A 20,304-nucleotide genomic window follows, 5' to 3' on the forward strand; every position below is an offset into this window, starting at 1 on the left:
ACAGGCGATTCGCGGGTTGCGATCTCGCTTCGATGTCAGTGACCTTACCAGCTGATTCATATATCCATAAATCATATTTATTCATTTGGTTATTCTTTATGGAGATATGCATTTCCCTTTCCTGCGGGCAAAAAAACAGGCCGTGAAAACGGCCTGAAACCCTGCATCGTGGTTCGTACTGATCGCTCCCTGACTGATCGTTCCCACGCTCCGCGTGGGAATGCCGCCCGTGACGCTCTGCGTCACAGTGGACGCGGAGCGTCCATGTATTCATTCCCACGCGGAGCGTGGGAACGATCCGAGGTAGGTTATTTGTTCGGCTGTGGGGTGAGGCGCAGGTACGGTTTCACCGCGCGATAGCCCTTCGGAAAGCGTTGTTTGATTTCGTCTTCGTCCTTGAGCGACGGCACGATCACCACTTCTTCACCGTCCTGCCAGTTGGCCGGGGTTGCCACCTTGTAATTGTCGGTGAGCTGCAGCGAATCGATCACCCGCAGGATCTCGTGGAAGTTGCGCCCGGTGCTCGCCGGGTAGGTGATGGTCAGGCGGATCTTCTTGTTCGGATCGATCACGAACAGCGAACGCACGGTCAGGGTGTCGTTGGCGTTCGGGTGGATCAGATCGTAAAGATCGGACACCTTGCGATCGGCATCGGCCAGGATCGGGAAGTTGACGATGGTGTTCTGGGTTTCGTTGATGTCCTCGATCCACTTGTGGTGCGAGTCCACCGGGTCGACCGACAGCGCAATGGCTTTCACGCCACGTTGGGTGAACTCGTCCTTGAGCTTGGCGGTGAAGCCCAGCTCGGTGGTGCAGACCGGGGTGAAGTCCGCCGGGTGGGAAAACAGCACGCCCCAGCTATCGCCCAGCCATTCGTGGAAACGAATCTTGCCGGCGCTGGAATCCTGTTCGAAATCGGGGGCGATATCGCCAAGTCTGAGGCTCATGGTGCGGCTCCTGATGAGTGGTTGGAGACCTCAACTGTAGCTCGGGATTCGATCTTCTGAAAAAGAATAAATAACTAGATATTTATATCTTTATTGAATATTAAACATCTGTTCACTGGACGCCCCGCAGCATCGCGACGAACATCGCCCTCAAGGTTCGAGAAGGCCTTGAGTTGCTGTAAAGAGGGGAACATCGGGAAAGGCTTACGGGGGTGAGCCGGACCCGAAAACGCAAAAGCCCCGTCCGGCGCGATGCCGGACGGGGCTTTTTTACATCGGTTTTTTACATCAGTGCAGGAGCGCGCTATTACAGCAGCGGGATCGAGTAGCTGACGATCAGGCGGTTTTCGTCCTGCGAACGGGTGTTCGGCAGGTCGGTGCGCCATACAGCGTTTTTCCACATCAGGCCGACGTTCTTGAACGGACCTTCCGGTACGACGTAACCGATGGTCAGGTCGCGTTCCCACTCGGAACGATCCGAAGCGTTTTCGCGGCCGTTGGTGCCAACGGTGTCGATGCTGTCGCCTTTCAGGTAAACCACACCAGCGGTCAGGCCAGGGATACCGACTTTGGCGAAGTCATAGGAGTAGCGAGCTTGCCAGGTTTTCTCGCCGGCACGGCCGAACTTCTGGATCTGCATGTCGGTGATGGTGTAGTTCGACGAACCGTCGCCCTGGTTCAGCCAAGGGAAGTCGGAGCTGCCGTTGGAAACCTGGTAACCGCCACCGAAGGTGTGACCTTCAACGGTGTACAGGAACAGGCCGCTGTACAGGTTGTTGTCGACTTCGCCACGACCGTTGCGCACGCCGGTGTAGTTACCGGTGCTGAAGTACGCAGGATCAGTGCCGTTCTTGCCGTCGTCGGAGCTGTTGAAGTAACGGAAGTCAGACTTCAATACGCCCGGGCCGATGGCCCAGTTGTGTACCAGACCCAGGAAGTGCTGCTTGTAGAAGTCTTCCAGGTTGCCGTAGTAGTACTGGGCAGTCAGGTCTTTGGTGATCTTGTAGTCACCACCGGCGTAGATGAACTTGTTGCTGTCACGGAAGCCAGTACCACGGGTGTTTGCACCGCTGATGGACAAGTTTTCGTTGTTGCTGGAGTTACGGCCTTTCACGGCTTCGATCTGACCACCGACCAGAGTCAGGTCCTTGATTTCGCCGGAAGTGATCTGGCCGCCCTGCCAGGTTTGTGGCAGCAGACGACCGTCGTTGGTCACGATGACCGGGTTCTTCGGCTGCAGGGTACCCAGCTTCAGTTCAGTCTGGGAGATCTTGGCTTTGGCAGTCAGACCCAGGCTGGAGAAGTTGTCTACGGCTTTACCGTTGGACTCGCTCGGGAACACAGTGCCGCCGTAAGCGGTGCCGCTGTTGCCGTTGGTGCCGCCGCCCGAATCCAGACGCACGCCCAGCAGGCCGATGGCGTCGATACCGAAGCCCACAGTGCCTTGGGTGTAGCCGGAGATGAAACGCAGATCGAAGCCTTGGCCCCACTCTTCGTTCTTGTTCGGGCCAGTGCCATCGCGGTTGTCAGTGTTGATGTAGAAGTTACGCAGCCCCAAGGTGGCCTTGCTGTCTTCGATGAAACCTGCGGCGCCTGCCTGCTGCGCCAAAACCCCTACGGCCACGGCCAGGGCCAAGGTGGACTTGTTCATGTTTCGCTCCTCTCGTTTCTAATTCTTGTGTTCCTGGTCCGGGGTCTGATGCCCCTGGATCCTAAGATGCGCGATTAGCGCCAGACCGTGACTGACAAGTCAATCGTAACCTTGTGTGTCTACGACCAAGGTCTAATCGCAGTTATTTGGTCCCTGCAGGGTAAAGACTTCCTGATAAACCCAAAAAGAATTTATTCATTCTTTTTCATACCATTCGGCTATATGGCCAGCCAATTGCCATCTTCACCGGGATACAGCGTATCGGCGACTAAGCTCATTACTAAATGGTATTTGTTAGCCTTTTTTTAGATCGATTAGCTTTGACGCAACCCCGATTCGTCAATCCCTATCAAAAAGGCGACGCCATGATGGCCAAACGCGCACTATCTAGTCAATTTGTTACAGTTTGTGTGTCGGCGCTGATTTCTTTTTCAGCCCATGCCGCCAACCTCACCGTGGGCTACCAGACCGGTATCGACCCGAGCAAAGTCCCCCAGGCCGACGGCATCTACGAGAAGACCATCGGCGAGAAGATCGACTGGCGCCGGTTCAACAGCGGCCCGGAAGTTGTGACAGCCATTGCCTCCGGCGACGTGCAGATCGGCAACCTCGGCTCCAGCCCGCTGGCGGCCGCCGCCTCGCGCAATCTGCCGATCGTTGCCTTCATCGTCTCGGCGCAGATCAATGCCGCCGAAGCCTTGGTGGTGCGTAACGGCAGCGGTATCAACAAGCCCGAAGACCTGATCGGCAAGACCATCGCCACCCCGTTCGTTTCCACCTCCCATTACAGCCTGCTCGGTGCGCTCAAGCACTGGGGCCTGGACACCACGAAAGTCAAAGTAGTGAACCTGCAACCCGCTGAAATCGCGGCCGCCTGGAAACGTGGCGACATCGACGGCGCCTTTGTCTGGTCGCCGGCGCTGGGCGAAATCCGCAAGACCGGCAAGACCCTGACCGATGCCGCGCAGGTCGGCCAGTGGGGCGCGCCGACTTTCGAAGTCTGGGTAGCGCGCAAGGACTTTGCCGAGAAGCATCCTGAAGTCGTGGCCAAATTCGCCAAGGTGACTCTGGACTCGTTCGCTGATTACGCCGCCCATAAAGACAGCTGGACAGCCGATTCCGTACCTGTACAGAAAATCGCCAAACTGACCGGTGCCAATGCTGCCGACGTTCCGGAATTGCTTGCCGGTTCGGCCTTCCCGGACGCCAAGGCGCAACAGACCACAGCGCTGCTGGACGGCGGCACGGCGAAGGCGATTGGTGAGACGGCGAAGTTCTTGAAGGAACAGGGCAAGGTCGAAAGCGTTTTGCCTGACTACTCGCCTTATGTCAGTGCGAAGTTTGTAGCGGAGTAAAACAATTGCCCCCACGCATCGCGTGGGGGCAATCGCATATCACAGAGACTTTTCGAAGATCTTCGAATTGCGCTGATAGTTATAGAGGGAAGCCCGCGCCGCCGGCAGGCGCTCGACGCTGCTCGGCTCGAAACCGCGCTCACGGAACCAGTGGGCGGTACGGGTGGTAAGGACGAACAGGGTTTTCAGGCCCTGCGCCCGGGCACGGGTCTCGATGCGCTCGAGCAGTTCGTCGCCGCGACCGCCATGGCGATACTCAGGATTCACCGCCAGGCACGCCAGCTCGCCGGCATCCGAATCGGCAATCTGATACAGCGCCGCACAGGCGATGATCATCCCTTCACGCTCGACCACGCTGAACTGCTCGATTTCACGTTCCAGCACTTCGCGGGAACGGCGCACCAGAATCCCCTGCTCCTCCAGCGGACTGATCAGATCGAGCAAGCCGCCGACGTCTTCAATCGCCGCCTCGCGCACCAGTTCGAATTGCTCCTGGGCCACCAGCGTGCCGCCACCGTCACGGGTGAACAGTTCGGTCAGCAGCGCGCCGTCCTCGGCATAACTGACGATATGGCTGCGCGCCACGCCGCCACGGCAGGCTTCGGCGGCGGCATCCAGCAGTTCCGCCTGATAGTTGCTGCCCAGACGCTGCAAATGCGCCGGCACCTGTTGCGGGCGCAGCTCGCGAACCAGTTTGCCGTTTTCGTCGATCAGACCGAGGTCGGCACCGAACAGCAGCAGCTTGTCGGCGCCCAGATCAATGGCGGCGCGGGTGGCGACGTCTTCGCAGGCGAGGTTGAAGATCTCGCCGGTCGGCGAATAACCCAGCGGCGACAGCAGCACGATGGAGCGCTCGTCGAGCAGGCGGTTGATGCCTTTGCGGTCGACCCGGCGCACTTCGCCGGTGTGGTGATAGTCGACACCTTCCAGCACGCCGATCGGCCGCGCCGTCACGAGGTTGCCGCTGGCCACCCGCAGACGCGAGCCCTGCATCGGCGACGAGGCCATGTCCATCGACAACCGTGCCTCGATGGCAATGCGCAGCTGGCCGACCGCGTCGATCACGCATTCCAGCGTCGCGGCATCGGTGATGCGCATGCCGTGGTGGTAATGCGGGGTCAGGCCGCGGGCGGCAAGGCGGGTTTCGATCTGCGGACGGGAACCATGCACCAGCACCAGCCGCACGCCGAGGCTGTGCAGCAACACGATGTCATGGACGATGTTGCCGAAATTCGGATGCTCCACGCCGTCGCCCGGAAGCATGACGACGAAGGTGCAATCGCGGTGAGCATTGATATAGGGAGACGCGTGGCGAAGCCAATTGACGTATTCGGGCATGAACCTGGGCCTGTAATAAATAGCAGCCGGAAAAGGGGCGAAACGGAAAACGCACAGCGGGCTGATGGTTATCGTCGGAACAGGCTTGGCGACACGCGCGCTCTCCTCATGAATACGGGTGGGTGTTTGGGCAATTTATACAGCTTTGAGACAGTAATGTTCGATCAACTGCCGCAATAGATGCACGGTAGGCTGCAAACGTGACATTTCGAGGTACTCGTCCGGCTGGTGCGCACAGGCGATGTCGCCAGGGCCGAGCACGATGGTTTCGCAGCCAAGGCGCTGAAGATAAGGCGCTTCGGTGCCGAACGCTACCGCTTCGGCCGTGTGGCCGGTGAGTTTTTCGGCAATTCGCACCAACTCCGCGTCTTCGGCCTGCTCGAACGGCGGCACTTCGGGAAACAGCGGCGCGTAATCGATCTTCACCTGATGGCGTTCGGCGACCGGGTTGAGCCTGCGCAGAATCTCGCTGCGCAAGAGCTTGGGGTCCATTCCCGGCAACGGCCGCAGGTCGAACTCCAGCGAACACTGGCCGCAGATGCGGTTGGGGTTGTCGCCACCGTGGATGCAGCCAAAGTTCATGGTCGGCTGCGGCACGCTGAACTGAGGGTTGTTGAATTCACGCTGCCACAACAGGCGCAAGCCGCGCAGTTCGCCTATGGCATCGTGCATCGCTTCGAGGGCGCTGTGCCCCAGGCGCGGATCCGACGAATGGCCGCTCTGCCCGAGGATATCGATGCGCTCCATCATGATGCCCTTGTGCATGCGGATCGGCTTGAGCCCGGTCGGCTCGCCGATCACCGCCGCCCGGCCCAGCGGTCGCCCCGCTTCGGCCAGCGCACGGGCACCGGACATCGAGCTTTCTTCATCGCAGGTGGCGAGGATCAGCAGCGGTTGCTTGAACGGCTGGTCGAGCAGCGGTTGCACGGCTTCGATGATCAGGGCGAAAAAGCCCTTCATGTCGCAACTGCCGAGGCCGACCCAGCGGCCATCGACTTCGGTGAGTTTCAGCGGATCGGTTTTCCACAGCGCATCGTCGTACGGCACCGTGTCGCTGTGCCCGGCCAGCACCAGCCCGCCGGGGCCGCTGCCAAAACTGGCAAGCAGGTTGAATTTTCCGGGGCTGACCTGCTGGATATCGCAGCTGAAACCGAGGTCGCCGAGCCAGCCCGCAAGCAGATCGATCACAGCCCGGTTGGACTGATCGAGCCGTGGCTGGGTGCAACTGACCGACGGCGCGGCGATCAGTGCAGCGAACTGGTCTTGCATGGACGGCAAAGGCATCGCTGACTCCAACTCCCGGATTGAGGTTCATCATAGAACCATCCGGCGCCGAGAATAAACCGCCGCAAAGCGTAGGAAGGTTCAGTCCTGTACACTGCACGGCCTTGGCAGCCACACATTCCCCCGGCTGCGCTTCCGATCCTGGATTTTCCGGCCATGCAGAAAGAAACCGAAATCAAACTCCGCGTCAGCCGCGAAACCCTCGCCGCCCTGCGCGAGCACCCTCTCCTGAAAAAACGCAACAAAAGTGGCTGGGAACGCCGTGAGTTGATGAATCAGTACTTCGACACGCCCGAGCGTGACCTGGCCCGGGCCAAGGTTGCCCTGCGCCTGCGCAAGGACGGCGAAGACGTGATTCAGACCCTCAAGACCCGTGGCCAGAGCGTTGCCGGCCTGTCCGAGCGTAACGAGTACGACTGGAACCTGCCCAAAGCCAAGCTCGACGTGAAGAAACTCGACGGCGAATGCTGGCCCGAGTCCCTCGCCGAGCTGGACAAAAAAACCCTGAAGCCGATCTTCACCACCGATTTCGTCCGCGAGCGCGCCGAAATCGCCTGGGGCCGTGGCAAGACCAAAGTGGTCATCGAAGCCGCGCTGGACCTGGGCCACGTGGTGGTCGGCAAGCAGAAAGAAGAAATCTGCGAGCTGGAACTGGAACTGCGCGAAGGCGAACCTGCCGCGCTGCTGGAACTGGCCGCCGAGCTGGCCGAAACCCTGGCCCTGATGCCGTGCGACATCAGCAAGGCCGAGCGCGGCTACCGTCTGTACGACGCCAACAGTTACTCGCTGAGCCTGCCGGCGCCGGCCATCACTGCTGAAACCCCGCTGGACGACGCCTTCGCCGCCCTGGCCTGGCACTTGCTCGGCAGCAGCCAACGTCTGGCCGAACAGTATCGCTTCAACGGCCACTGGCGCCTGCTGCAGGACTGGGTCGAGAACCTCGCGGAAATGCGCGCCCTGCTGAGCAGCCTCGGCCAGGCCGCGCCGCGTCCGTCGACTCACGACTTGCGCGTTGCCCTCGATGCCCTGCTGGAAGACTGGCGCCCGCTGGTGCAGGTTGGCATCGAAGACGAAGACGTGCGCAAAGCCGCGCCGGAGCAGTTCCTCGAAGAGCTGGAAGACCCGCGCTGGGGCCTGTTCTCGCTGAACGCTTCGCGCTGGTTGCTGGCTCGCACCTGGACGGCTGACCGCAACACCCGTGGCAATCGCCAGGGTGCCGCGCAGTTGCAAAGCTGGCTGCCGCGCCTGCTGGGCGAAGAAGCCACTTCGCTGCAACTGCAGCGTTATCAGCAGCAGCCGGAAGATCTGGCCGAGCAACTGCCGCGCATGGAACGCATCCAGGTCTGGCTGCACCACGCGCGCAACGTGCTGGAAATCCCGGAAATGGATCGTCTGTACGGCGAGCTGAACAAATTGGCGCAGCTGGCCAACGAGCCGACCATCACCGACGAACTGCTCGATGCACGCAAGCATCAGGCGATTGCGGTGTACCAGAACCGCGCATGGAAAATGCTGCTGCGCATGTAACACCGCCATCGCCAGCAGACTGTGATCGTTCCCACGTCGAGGCGTCGAACCGTCTGCGTGGGAATGCCTCAATGGACGCTCTGCGTCCGCTTTGGGACGCGGAGCGTCCCGGGCTGCATTCCCACGCGGAGCGTGGGAACGATCATCAAATCAGCGCAGTACCGGCAGGCTCGTCGTCGACTTGATCTCCGACAGCGCCACAATCGAGTTCACTTCCTGAATCCCCGGCACCAGCGACAGCTTCTCGAAGAAGAACCGCTCATACGCCTCGATGTCCGCCGCGACAATCCGCAACAGAAAATCCACCGCCCCCATCAGCACGTAACACTCCAGCACTTCGGGAAAGCCGCGAATCGCCTCGGTGAACTCAGTGAAGTTCGAACGACCGTGTGCGTTGAGTTTGATCTCGGCGAAGATCTGCGTGTTCAGGCCGATCTTCTTGCGATCGAGCAAAGTCACCTGGCCACGAATGATCCCCTCCTCCTTCATCCGCTGAATCCGCCGCCAGCACGGCGACTGCGACAGCCCCACCTGTTCGGCAATCTGTGCGCTGGACAAGGAAGCGTCCTCTTGCAGCAGGGCGAGAATGCGCCGGTCGTAGCTGTCCAGCTCGCTATGCATAAATAATCCCCAAAATAAGCTAATGGCGAATTGATCAACCTTAACAATCGCCTGATCAGCTCATCTTAGACAAGAAATGCCCGGCATCGGATGTAAAAATTCCTCCACTGATTCCGGAGACCTGCCATGCCACACCTCGAAGCCGTCAACACCCCTGCGCCCCGTGCCGATGTGTGGAACGCCAGCAACGCCCATTGCCTTGCGCAGTACCAGATCCTGGCCGAGGCCGAGCCGGATTTGCTGGTGCGGGTGCTGAACCTGTTCGCCTTGCAGTTCCTCACGCCGGAACAGGTCAATGTCCAGCGCCTGGACGATCTGCTGTCGATCGACATCGTCATGAGCGGCCTGAGCTGGCACCGCGCCCAGGTGATCGCGGAAAAACTTCGTAACCTGATCAGCGTCTGCTCGGTGAACCTGCAAAACCCCGACGCAGCGTGGGATGCGCCGGCGCAGGCGGCCGGCTGACAAGAACCGAAACGTCTCCGTCGGGTAGTGGCCCAACGGTCGGCGGGGCCACGACTATCCTTTGCGCACTGTCGTTCAAAAGGAGCCCGCATGTCCGTTCAACTCGCCACTCAGGACCGCTGGCTGGATCTCAATGAGGTACTGCGTGAACTGGTCGCCCAGGGTTTCATCTGCCAGGACTCGGCCGAGCAGGCGCTGAATGCCCGGCGTCGGCATGCCGCCCACGGCCAGAAACACCCGCTGGAATTTATCGCCAGCCAGCAACTGGACGACCTCAGCCGTCCGGGCAAACACCTCGACCTGGAAAGCCTGACCCTGTGGCTGGCGCAGCAGGCCGGCCAGCCGTACCTGCGGATCGATCCGCTGAAGATCAACGTCGCCGCCATCACGCCGCTGATGTCCTATGCCTTCGCCCAGCGCCACAAGATTCTCGCGGTGTCGGTCGACCGCGACGCGGTGACTGTGGCCAGCGCCCAGCCCTATGTCAGCGGCTGGGAGGCGGATCTGACTCACGTCCTGAAACTGCCGATCAAACGGGTGGTGGCCAATCCCGCAGACATTCAGCGTTTCAGCGTCGAATTCTTCCGCCTCGCCAAATCGGTCAGCGGCGCCAGCAATGCCGATGCGCAGGGCGGCAACCTCGGCAACTTCGAACAACTGCTCAACCTCGGCGCCAGCGATCAGGAGCCCGACGCCAACGACGCGCACATCGTCAACATCGTCGACTGGCTGTTCCAGTACGCCTTCCAGCAACGCGCCAGCGATATCCACATCGAGCCCCGGCGCGAGCAAGGCACGGTGCGTTTTCGCATCGACGGCGTGCTGCACAACGTCTATCAATTTCCGCCGCAGGTGACGATGGCCATCGTCAGTCGCCTGAAAAGCCTTGGCCGGATGAACGTCGCCGAGAAGCGCAAACCCCAGGACGGCCGGGTCAAGACCAAGACTCCGGACGGCGGAGAGGTCGAACTGCGGCTGTCGACCCTGCCCACTGCGTTCGGCGAAAAAATGGTGATGCGGATCTTCGACCCGGAAGTGCTGCTCAAGGATTTCGATCAGCTGGGGTTTTCCGCCGACGACCTGCGGCGCTGGCAGGACATGACCCGTCAGCCCAACGGCATCATCCTGGTCACCGGCCCGACCGGTTCCGGCAAGACCACCACGCTGTACACCACGCTGAAAAAACTGGCGACGCCCGAGGTCAACCTCTGCACCATCGAGGACCCGATCGAGATGGTCGAGCCGGCCTTCAACCAGATGCAGGTCCAGCACAACATCGACCTGACGTTCGCCGCCGGCGTGCGAGCGCTGATGCGGCAAGACCCGGACATCATCATGATCGGCGAGATCCGCGACCTGGAAACCGCCGAAATGGCGATTCAAGCCGCGCTGACCGGGCACCTGGTGCTCTCGACCCTGCACACCAACGACGCGCCGAGCGCCATCAGCCGTCTGCTGGAACTCGGCGTGCCGCATTACCTGATAAAGGCCACCGTGCTCGGTGTGATGGCGCAACGACTGGTGCGAACACTGTGCCCGCACTGCAAGGCGCCGCTGACCCTTGATGAAGAAGACTGGCAAACCCTGACCCGGCCGTGGCAGGCGCCGCTGCCGGGCAATGCGCAACGGGCCATCGGTTGCCTGGAGTGCCGCGACACCGGTTATCACGGCCGCGCCGGGGTCTATGAAATCATGCAACTGAGCGACAGCCTCAAGGCCTTGATCAGCCCCGACACCGATCTCACCGCAATCCGCCGGCAGGCGTTCAAGGAAGGCATGCGCAGCCTGCGATTGTCCGGCGCGCAGAAAGTCGCGGCCGGGCTGACAAACCTTGAGGAAGTGTTGCGGGTGACACCACAGAGCGAGCAGAAATAGCCGCTCACGGAACCGGATCGGGGAAACGGCGATCCAACCGGTTATTCAACACCAGTGGAGTCACCCAACATGCGTCTCAAACTTGCTGTCGCCACCCTTGCCCTGCTGTCTCTGCCCGTCGGTTCGGCAATGGCCGACAGCTTTTGGCGTAACGTCATTTCGTCCGGTGCGACCACCGGCTCGACCTACCTGACCTTCAAGGATCACAAACTGATCGTTGCCGCCCAGGACGATGCCGGCAGCTTCGTCGCCAGCGACGGCGGCATCCGTGGCCCGTACCTGGAAGCCGCGATGCAGAAAGTCCGCGCCGACAACCCGGGCCTGCAGGCAACGGACATGGAACTGGCGAACGCGATCCTGGCGAAGAACGCCGTGGCGTCGGAATAACCTTCCGGACAGACAAAAATGCCGCTCATATGAGCGGCATTTTTTTGCCCGCGGTTCAGCGGTAATCGTCCACCGGCACGCAGGCGCAGAACAGGTTGCGGTCGCCGTAGACGTTATCGACACGGTTCACAGCCGGCCAATATTTGTGCGCCTTGGTGTGTGCATCCGGCGTGATGCCCTGCTCGATGCTGTAGGGCCGTTCCCAAACGCCGGTGATATCGGCCAGGGTATGCGGCGCCCGTTTGAGCGGGTTGTCCTCGGCCGGCCAGTTGCCGTTCTGCACCTCGGTGATTTCTGCGCGGATGCTCAGCATCGCGCCGATGAAGCGATCCAGTTCAGCCTTGGACTCGCTCTCGGTCGGCTCGACCATCAAGGTGCCCGGCACCGGGAACGACATGGTCGGCGCATGGAAGCCGTAATCCATCAGGCGCTTGGCGACGTCTTCTTCGCTGATGCCGGTCTGCGCTTTCAGCGGCCGCAGATCCAGAATGCACTCATGGGCGACCCGCTCGTTGCGACCGGTGTACAGAACGGGGAAAGCACCGGACAGATGCTGCGCCAGGTAATTCGCCGCGAGGATCGCCACCTCACTGGCATCTGCCAGTTGCGGCCCCATCATCGCGATGTACATCCAGCTGATCGGCAGAATGCTCGCACTGCCCCATGGCGCGGCGCTGACCGCACCGTTTTGCGGTTGCGGCCCGTCGATCGGGATCACCGGATGGTTGGCAACGAACGGCGCCAGATGCGCGCGAATACCGATAGGCCCCATGCCCGGCCCGCCTCCGCCGTGGGGAATGCAGAAGGTCTTGTGCAGGTTCATGTGTGATACGTCGGCGCCGATGTCCGCCGGCCGCGCCAGCCCGACCTGGGCATTGAGGTTGGCGCCGTCCATGTACACCTGGCCGCCGTGCTTGTGGATAACTTCGCAGATTTCGCTGATGCCTTCCTCGTACACACCGTGGGTCGAAGGGTAGGTCGCCATAAGGCACGACAACTTGCCCCCGGCCTCGGACGCCTTGGCTTTCAAGTCCTCCAGATCGACGTTGCCGGCGTCGTCGCATTCGACAATCACCACGCGCATCCCGGCCATCTGCGCCGAGGCCGGGTTGGTGCCATGGGCCGAAGAAGGAATCAGGCAGATATCCCGTCCGCCCTGTTGGCGGCTCTCGTGATATTTGCGGATTGCCAGCAACCCGGCGTACTCGCCCTGGGCGCCGGAGTTGGGTTGCATGCAGATTGCATCGAACCCGGTGATCGCGCACAGCCAGCGCTCCAGTTCCTCGATCATCAGCGTGTAACCAACGGCCTGCTCCCGGGGCACGAACGGGTGCAGGTTGGCGAATTGCGGCCAGGTGATCGGGATCATCTCGCTGGTGGCGTTGAGTTTCATGGTGCAGGAGCCCAGCGGGATCATCGACTGGTTGAGCGCCAGATCCTTGTTTTCCAGCTGCTTGAGGTAGCGCAACATCTCGGTTTCGCTGTGGTGGGCGTTGAACACCGGGTGACGCAGGTAAGGCGTGCTGCGTTGCAGCGCTTCGGGAATGCCGGAGGCCAGCGTTTCAGCGTCGAGATCATCGACGCTCAGCCCGTGATCGGCGCCCAGCAACACATCGAACAGTCTGGCCACGGTGTTTTCATCACAGGTCTCGTCGAGGCTCAGACCGAGTTGGCCACGACCGAGGATGCGCAGGTTGATCTGCGCGGCCTGGGCGCTTTCGATGATCGCGGTTTGCGCCCCGCCCACGTCCAGCGTGAGGGTGTCGAAGAAGTGTTGGTTGAGACGCTGGATGCCATGGCGTTCGAGCCCGGCGGCGAGAATGCAGGTCAGACGATGCACACGCTGGGCGATTCGTTTCAGACCTTCCGGGCCGTGATAGACCGCATAGAAACTGGCGATGTTGGCCAGCAGCACCTGGGCGGTGCAGATGTTCGAATTGGCCTTCTCCCGGCGAATGTGCTGTTCGCGAGTTTGCAGGGCCATACGCAGCGCGACATTGCCGCGGGCATCTTTCGACACACCGATGATCCGGCCGGGAATCGCCCGTTTGTATTCCTCGCGACTGGCGAAAAATGCCGCGTGCGGGCCGCCGTACCCCATCGGCACGCCAAAGCGCTGGGATGAGCCGAACACCACGTCGGCACCCAGTTCGCCCGGCGGGGTCAGCAGCAACAGACTGAGCAGATCGGCCGCCACGCAGGCCAGCGCCTGCTGCGCGTGCAGGTGATCGATCAGTGGCCGCAGGTCGCGGACTTCGCCGTGGGTGTCGGGGTATTGCAGCAGTGCGCCGAACACCTGGTGCTGCTTCAAGTTATCCACAGTGTCGACGATCAGCTCGAAGCCGAAGCCTTCGGCGCGGGTCTGCACCACGGAAATGGTCTGGGGATGACAGTTTTCGTCGACGAAGAACAGATTGCTTTTCGACTTCGCCACGCGCTTGGCCAGGGCCATGGCTTCCGCCGCAGCGGTGGCTTCATCGAGCAGCGAAGCGTTGGCCAATTCAAGACCGGTGAGGTCGATGGTCAGTTGCTGAAAGTTGAGCAACGCTTCGAGCCGGCCTTGGGCGATTTCCGGTTGGTAAGGCGTGTAGGCGGTGTACCAGCCAGGATTTTCCAGCACGTTGCGCAGGATGACGGTCGGGGTCAGGGTGCCGTGGTAGCCCATGCCGATCAGGCTGGTCCAGACCTGGTTCTGCTCGGCATAACCGCGCAGCTTTGCCAGCGCCGCCTGTTCGTCCAGCGCCGGCGGCAGGTCCAGCTCGCGATTGAGGCGAATGCCCGGCGGCACGGTCTGTTCGATCAGCTCGACCCGGCTGCCGAGGCCGAGGCTGTCGAGCATCGCCTGCTGCTCGGCGGCATCGGGGCCGAGGTGGCGGCGCAGGAAGGCATGGGGATCGCGTAACTGGCTCAGGGATGGCAACTGGGACATGACGGGCTCTCTCTTGGCTGGCGGCTCGGCGTCAATGCAACACGGTCAAACCAGCATAGCAGCCACCCCGACGGCCAAAGTCCCGGGCAGAAAAAAGCCCCGACGGGTCAGGGCTTTGGGGTCTCGCCTGCAGCTTATTCGCCGATGGCAGCCTTGTAGCCGGCAGCATCGAGCAGCTTGTCCAGCTCGGCCTTGTCGCTTGGCTTGAGCTTGAAGATCCACGCGGCGTACGGATCGTTGTTCAGCTCCTCCGGTGCGCTGGCCAGGTCTTCGTTGACGGCAATCACTTCGCCACCAACCGGAGAGTAGATGTCGGAAGCAGCCTTCACCGACTCGACGACACCGGCAGCATCACCGGCGGCGAACACCTTGCCCACTTCTGCCAGCTCGACAAACACCACATCACCCAACGCTTCCTGGGCGTGATCGCTGATGCCCACGGTGACGGAGCCGTCGGCTTCCAGACGCGCCCATTCATGACTTTCGGCAAAACGCAGTTCAGCTGGGATGTTGCTCATGCTCGGTGTCCTCAAGAAATTGTCAGCGGTCGTGCCCGCCGGAAAAGGTTTAGATCAAGGTTTTGCCGTGACGGACAAAGGTCGGTTTGACCACTCGTACCGGATACCACTTGCCACGGATTTCCACTTCGGCGCGGTCGGCAGTCGCCATCGGTACACGCGCCAGGGCAATCGACTTGCTAAGCGTAGGAGAGAAACTACCACTGGTGATCTCCCCTTCGCCAACATCAGCGATACGAACCACCTGATGGGCCCGCAAAACCCCGCGTTCCTCAAGCACCAGGCCGACCAGTTTGTGCTGCACGCCGGCGGCTTTTTCCGCTTCCAGCGCGTCGCGACCGATGAAGCGGCGCGTGGCCGGTTCCCAGGCGATGCTCCAGGCCATGTTCGAGGCCAGTGGCGAAACGTCCTGGTGGATGTCCTGTCCGTACAGGTTCATGCCGGCTTCCACCCGCAACGTGTCGCGGGCGCCGAGGCCGATGGGGGAAATGCCGGCGCCCACCAGATCGTTGAAAAATCCGGGGGCCTGATCGGCTGGCAGAGCGATTTCCAGACCGTCCTCACCGGTATAGCCGGTGCGCGCGATGAACCAGTCGCCGTCGACGTGGCCTTCGAAAGGCTTGAGCATCTGGATCAGGTTGGCGCGGGACTGGGTCACCAGTTCGGCAATCTTGTGCCGGGCATGGGGACCTTGGATGGCGAGCATCGCCAGCTCGTAGCGTTCGTGCATTTGCACATCGAAGCTGCCCAGCTGTGCCTGCATCCAGGCCAGATCCTGATCGCGGGTGGAGGCGTTGACCACCAGACGATAACCGTCTTCGAGGCGGTAGACGATCATGTCGTCGACGATACCGCCGCGCTCGTTGAGCATGGTGCTGTACAACGCACGGCCGGGGCTGTGCAGGCGTTCGACGTCATTGGCCAGCAAATGCTGGAGCCAGGCCTTGGCCTGGGGGCCGGTGACATCGATCACGGTCATGTGGGAAACATCGAACACCCCGCAATCGCGGCGCACCTGATGGTGTTCCTCGACCTGCGAGCCGTAATGCAGGGGCATGTCCCAACCGCCAAAATCGACCATCTTCGCGCCGAGGGCGAGATGCAGGTCATACAGAGGCGTACGCTGTCCCATGGGTTTCTCCTTCCGGGCGTGGCGAAGGTGCGGAGCGCTGCTGCACGGTTCGGAAAACCCTGTAAAAAAGGGCTTTCAGCCGATTTCAGCGACAGGGTCTGTCAGACGGACCGCACCGAATGCCGCGCATTGTAGCCGCATGATTCAGGACTGACGACTAAGTGTTTCGATGCGCCGAACGGCGAATAAGTCCGATGACCGGCAACAGACCGACCAGCACCAAGGTAAGCGCCGGCAACGACGCCCTCGCCCATTCGCCTTCGCTGGTCATTTCGAAGATCCGCACGGCCAGCGTGTCCCAGCCAAACGGGCGCATCAGCAGGGTCGCGGGCATTTCCTTGAGCACATCGACGAACACCAGCAACGCAGCACTGAGCGTGCCGGGCAGCAACAGCGGCAGATACACTTTGAAAAACAGTCGCGGCCCGCTGACGCCCAGGCTACGTGCCGCTTCAGGCAAAGAGGGCCGTATACGCGCCAGACTGCTTTCCAGCGGACCATAGGCCACCGCCACGAACCGCACCAGATACGCCAGCAGCAGCGCCGCCAGACTGCCCAGCAGCAACGGTTTGCCCGCACCGCCGAGCCAGCCGGACAGCGGAATCACCAGCTCCCGATCCAGATAACTGAACGCGAGCATGATCGACACCGCCAGCACCGAACCCGGCAAGGCATAACCGAGATTGGCCAGACCGACCGCCGAATTGATCGTCCGGGTGGGCGCCAGGCGCCGGGCGAAGGCCAGCAACATCGCCACGCTGACCGTGATCAGCGCCGCCATGCCGCCCAGATACAACGTATGGAGAATCAGCCCGGCGTAGCGCTCATCCAGGTCGAAGCGCCCGCGCTGCCAGAACCACACCACCAGTTGCAGCACCGGAATGACAAATGCGCAGGCGAACACCAGACCGCACCAACCGGTCGCCGCCCAGGCCTTGGGCCCGCGCAGGTGATACAGCGCCTTGACCCGTGGTCGCTCGTTGCTCGCCCGATTGGCGCCGCGCGCGCGACGTTCGCCGTACAGCACCAGCATCACCACCAGCAACAACAGGCTGGCCAGTTGCGCAGCACTCGACAGGCTGAAGAAGCCATACCAGGTCTTGTAGATCGCGGTGGTGAAGGTGTCGAAGTTGAACACCGAGACTGCGCCGAAATCCGCCAGGGTTTCCATCAGTGCCAGCGCCACGCCGGCACCGATGGCCGGCCGAGCCATCGGCAATGCCACGCGCCAGAATGCCTGCCAGGGTGACTGGCCGAGTACTCGCGCGGCTTCCATCAATCCCTTGCCCTGCGCCAGGAACGCGGTGCGCGCCAGCAGGTAGACGTAGGGATAAAACACCAGCACCAGCACCAGAATCACCCCGCCGGTGGAGCGCACTCGCGGCAGGCGCAGGCCGGTGCCGAACCATTCGCGCAACAGGGTTTGCACGGGGCCTGCGAAGTCCAACAGGCCGACGAAGACGAACGCCAGCACATAGGCCGGAATTGCGAACGGCAGCATCAGTGCCCAGTCGAGCCAGCGGCGGCCGGGGAATTCGCAGAGGCTGGTGAGCCAGGCGAGGCTTACGCCCAGCAGGGTTACGCCGATGCCTACGCCGAAGACCAGTGTCAGGGTGTTGCCCAGCAGACGCGGCATCTGGGTTTCCCAGAGGTGCGACCAGATCTGGTGGTCGATGGTTTGCCATGAGAGCAGGAGCACGCTGAGGGGGAGCAGCACCAACGCGGCGATGGCGAAGACGATGGGATACCAGCGGCGTTGGGCGGGGTGGGCCAAGGAAACAGTCTCGTTCAAATGATTGTGCCCACGCTCTGCGTGGGCACACATTCTGTGACGCTCTGCGTCACGCTGTCGATGATGCGACGCAGAGCGTCGAGGGCTGCATTCCCACGCAGACGGTTCGACGTGGGAACGATCAAACAGTGCTGTCAGGAAAGACTCAGTTCCAACCCGCCCGATCCATCATCCGGATCGCTTCAGCCTGGCGCTTGCCCGCCACTTCAACCGGCAGCGTATCCGCCACGAACTGCCCCCACGCCGCCACTTCTTCCGAAGGCTTCACCGCCGGATTCGCCGGGAACTCCTGGTTCACGTCGGCAAAGATCTTCTGCGCTTCAGGCGTGGTCATCCACTCGACCAGTGCCTTGGCGGCTTCCGGGTGCGGTGCATGTTTGGTCAGGCCGATGCCCGACAGGTTGACGTGCACACCACGATCCGCCTGGTTCGGCCAGAACAGTTTCACCGGCAGCTCCGGCTTCTGCTTGTGCAGGCGGCCGTAGTAGTAGGTGTTGACGATGCCGACGTCACACTGGCCGGCGTTGATCGCCTCCAGCACCGCGACGTCGTCGGAGAACACGTCGGTGGACAGGTTGTTGACCCAGCCCTTGAGGATCTTCTCGGTCTTCTCGGCACCGTGGACTTCGATCATGGTGGCGGTCAGCGACTGGTTGTAGACCTTCTTCGCCGTGCGCAGGCACAGGCGGCCTTCCCAGTTCTTGTCGGCCAGTGCTTCGTAGGTGGTCAGTTCGCCCGGCTTCACCCGTTCTGTGGAGTAGGCGATGGTCCGCGCGCGCAGGCTCAGGCCGGTCCAGGCGTGGCTGGACGAGCGATATTGCAGAGGAATGTTGGCGTCGATGGTTTCCGAGGTGAACGGCTGAAGAATGCCCATCTGCTCGGCCTGCCAGAGGTTGCCGGCATCGACAGTCAGCAGCAGGTCGGCGGTGGCGTTCTCGCCCTCGGCCTTGATCCGCTGCATCAGCGGCGCTTCCTTGTCGGTGATGAACTTGATCTTCACCCCGGTCTTGGCGGTGTAGGCATCGAACACGGGCTTGATCAGCTCATCGATACGCGAGGAGTAGACCACCACCTCGTCGGCGGCCTGGGCGGCAGTGCTGCCGATCAGGGTCAGGGCCAGTGCGGTCAGAACACGCTTGGATGCCAACATGGGAGCGGTCTCTCGGTCGGGAAAAGTGGCCCAAATGATAAGGACTCACATTTACGAGCTCAATCGAACACTTTCCCAAGGAGTTACCAGATGTTGCACGACATTCGTCAGGCCTTGGCCAGTGCCGGCAAGTCCCCGGTCAGACCTAATGCTTCGCGCACGAACAACGCCTTGGCCTCGGGCATCTGCTCGACGATTTTCAGTCCGGTGTTGCGCAACCAGCGCAGCGGCAGCGGATCGGCCTGGAACAACCGCTCGAAGCCTTCCATCGCGGCCATCAGCGCCAGATTGTGCGGCATGCGCCGGCGTTCGTAGCGGCTCAAGACTTTCACGTCCGCCAGGCGTTCGCCGCGTTCGTTGGCCTGCAACAACACTTCGGCCAGCACGGCGGCATCGAGGAAGCCGAGATTCACGCCCTGCCCCGCCAACGGGTGAATGGTGTGCGCGGCATCGCCGATCAGCGCCAGGCCTTCGGCCACGTAGCGTTTGGCGTGGCGTTGACGCAGCGGCACGCAAAGACGCGGGTCGGCGCTGATGACGTCGCCGAGGCAACCTTCGAAAGCGCGTTCGAGTTCACGGCAGAAATCCGCTTCATCCAGCGCCATCAGCCGTTCGGCTTCGCTCGGCGTGGTCGACCAGACGATCGAGCACCAGTCCTGCTGACCATCTCGCTTCAGCGGCAGAAACGCCAGCGGCCCGTGATCGGTAAAGCGCTGCCACGCGGTCATGCGGTGCGGTTTGCTGCTGCGCACGCTGGTGACGATGGCGTGGTGCAGGTAATCCCACTCGCGAGTGGCGACACCGGTCAGACGGCGCACCGCAGAATTGGCGCCGTCCGCCGCGATCACCAGCGGCGCACGCAAGGTGCGGCCGTCGGCCAGGGTCAGCAGCCAGTCGTCACCGGAACGGCGCATCTGCTCCAGTCGCGCGTTGGCCAGCAGGCCCATATCGCAATCATGCAGACGGTCGAGCAAGGCATCCTGGACCACGCGGTTTTCGACGATATGCCCAAGCACATAGGCGTGCACACTGCTGGCCGAGAAGTGGATCTGCCCGGTGCCGCTGCCGTCCCAGACGTGCATGTCGGTGTAAGGACTGCTGCGTCGATTGACGATGCCGTCCCACACGCCGAGGCGATCGAGGATCCGCTGGCTGGCCGCCGACAGTGCGCTCACCCGTGGCTCGAACGGTGCGTCGCCATTGAAGGGTTTGACGCTCAACGGGCTGCCGTCGAGCAGCAGGACTTCCAGCCCGCTGCCCTGCAACGCCAGCGCCAAGGCACTGCCGACCATTCCGGCTCCGACAATCAGCACATCCGCGCGCATTTCCATGC

At 61.7% G+C, this 20,304-nt stretch carries 16 protein-coding genes; 5 read left to right on the forward strand and 11 right to left on the reverse strand.

Features of this window, described 5'->3' with window-relative positions; genetic code table 11:
* Positions 1–308: 308 nt before the first annotated feature.
* Both AC0R79_RS29115 and AC0R79_RS29120 read right to left on the reverse strand, forming a co-directional pair.
* The gene (locus tag AC0R79_RS29115) at positions 309–947 is read right to left on the reverse strand and encodes a peroxiredoxin (protein ID WP_007951774.1); all 639 of its coding nucleotides are present in this window, start codon (positions 945–947) and stop codon (positions 309–311) included.
* 307 nt (positions 948–1,254) lie between these two features.
* Entirely contained in the window at positions 1,255–2,598 is a 1,344-nt protein-coding gene (locus tag AC0R79_RS29120; RefSeq protein ID WP_127800520.1) for an OprD family porin, read from the reverse strand.
* Positions 2,599–2,963: 365 nt separating this feature from the next.
* On the opposite strand from AC0R79_RS29120, the gene tauA reads away from it, so the two are divergent.
* Positions 2,964–3,953 carry a taurine ABC transporter substrate-binding protein gene (gene tauA, locus AC0R79_RS29125; RefSeq protein ID WP_127800522.1) on the forward strand — a complete coding sequence of 330 codons (990 nt, stop codon included), beginning with the start codon at positions 2,964–2,966 and terminating at the stop codon, positions 3,951–3,953.
* A 39-nt stretch (positions 3,954–3,992) separates the two neighbouring features.
* Here tauA and argA read toward each other — a convergent pair whose 3' ends face one another.
* Positions 3,993–5,291 (reverse strand): amino-acid N-acetyltransferase, encoded by a 1,299-nt coding sequence (gene argA / locus AC0R79_RS29130; RefSeq protein WP_007951778.1) that lies wholly within the window; start codon positions 5,289–5,291, stop codon positions 3,993–3,995.
* 135 nt (positions 5,292–5,426) lie between these two features.
* On the reverse strand, positions 5,427–6,575 hold the full coding sequence (argE, locus tag AC0R79_RS29135; RefSeq protein ID WP_127800526.1) for an acetylornithine deacetylase: 1,149 nt from the start codon (positions 6,573–6,575) through the stop codon (positions 5,427–5,429).
* A gap of 156 nt (positions 6,576–6,731) precedes the next feature.
* On the opposite strand from argE, the gene AC0R79_RS29140 reads away from it, so the two are divergent.
* Positions 6,732–8,102, forward strand: a complete 1,371-nt coding sequence (locus AC0R79_RS29140) for a CYTH domain-containing protein (RefSeq protein WP_474732615.1) — start codon at positions 6,732–6,734, stop codon at positions 8,100–8,102.
* Between the two features lie 150 nt (positions 8,103–8,252).
* Here AC0R79_RS29140 and AC0R79_RS29145 read toward each other — a convergent pair whose 3' ends face one another.
* Positions 8,253–8,723 carry an Lrp/AsnC family transcriptional regulator gene (locus AC0R79_RS29145; protein ID WP_007951785.1) on the reverse strand — a complete coding sequence of 157 codons (471 nt, stop codon included), beginning with the start codon at positions 8,721–8,723 and terminating at the stop codon, positions 8,253–8,255.
* Positions 8,724–8,849: 126 nt separating this feature from the next.
* Between AC0R79_RS29145 and AC0R79_RS29150 the strand changes: the two genes are divergently transcribed.
* The 3 genes from AC0R79_RS29150 (at position 8,850) to AC0R79_RS29160 (ending at position 11,450) form a co-directional block, all read left to right on the forward strand.
* Positions 8,850–9,188 (forward strand): hypothetical protein, encoded by a 339-nt coding sequence (locus tag AC0R79_RS29150; protein ID WP_375744385.1) that lies wholly within the window; start codon positions 8,850–8,852, stop codon positions 9,186–9,188.
* Positions 9,189–9,278: 90 nt separating this feature from the next.
* Positions 9,279–11,063 carry a type IV pilus assembly ATPase TfpB gene (tfpB, locus tag AC0R79_RS29155; protein WP_474732616.1) on the forward strand — a complete coding sequence of 595 codons (1,785 nt, stop codon included), beginning with the start codon at positions 9,279–9,281 and terminating at the stop codon, positions 11,061–11,063.
* Positions 11,064–11,132: 69 nt separating this feature from the next.
* On the forward strand, positions 11,133–11,450 hold the full coding sequence (locus AC0R79_RS29160; protein ID WP_007951791.1) for a DUF2388 domain-containing protein: 318 nt from the start codon (positions 11,133–11,135) through the stop codon (positions 11,448–11,450).
* A gap of 55 nt (positions 11,451–11,505) precedes the next feature.
* Here the strand turns inward: AC0R79_RS29160 and gcvP are convergent, their stop codons facing one another.
* The 6 genes from gcvP to AC0R79_RS29190 form a co-directional block, all read right to left on the reverse strand.
* A complete protein-coding gene (gcvP, locus tag AC0R79_RS29165) occupies positions 11,506–14,379 on the reverse strand; it encodes an aminomethyl-transferring glycine dehydrogenase (protein WP_474732617.1) in 2,874 nt (957 codons plus the stop codon).
* 134 nt (positions 14,380–14,513) lie between these two features.
* On the reverse strand, positions 14,514–14,897 hold the full coding sequence (gene gcvH / locus AC0R79_RS29170) for a glycine cleavage system protein GcvH (protein WP_273903855.1): 384 nt from the start codon (positions 14,895–14,897) through the stop codon (positions 14,514–14,516).
* A 49-nt stretch (positions 14,898–14,946) separates the two neighbouring features.
* On the reverse strand, positions 14,947–16,029 hold the full coding sequence (gcvT, locus tag AC0R79_RS29175; RefSeq protein ID WP_375744392.1) for a glycine cleavage system aminomethyltransferase GcvT: 1,083 nt from the start codon (positions 16,027–16,029) through the stop codon (positions 14,947–14,949).
* 157 nt (positions 16,030–16,186) lie between these two features.
* Positions 16,187–17,803, reverse strand: coding sequence for an ABC transporter permease (locus tag AC0R79_RS29180; RefSeq protein WP_474732618.1), 1,617 nt, complete (start codon positions 17,801–17,803; stop codon positions 16,187–16,189).
* A gap of 163 nt (positions 17,804–17,966) precedes the next feature.
* Positions 17,967–18,971, reverse strand: a complete 1,005-nt coding sequence (locus AC0R79_RS29185; protein WP_375744396.1) for an extracellular solute-binding protein — start codon at positions 18,969–18,971, stop codon at positions 17,967–17,969.
* Positions 18,972–19,078: 107 nt separating this feature from the next.
* Positions 19,079–20,296, reverse strand: a complete 1,218-nt coding sequence (locus tag AC0R79_RS29190) for a 2-octaprenyl-3-methyl-6-methoxy-1,4-benzoquinol hydroxylase (protein ID WP_474735198.1) — start codon at positions 20,294–20,296, stop codon at positions 19,079–19,081.
* Between the last annotated feature and the right edge of the window lie 8 nt (positions 20,297–20,304).

This window comes from Pseudomonas sp. HD57-3 (assembly GCF_056113135.1).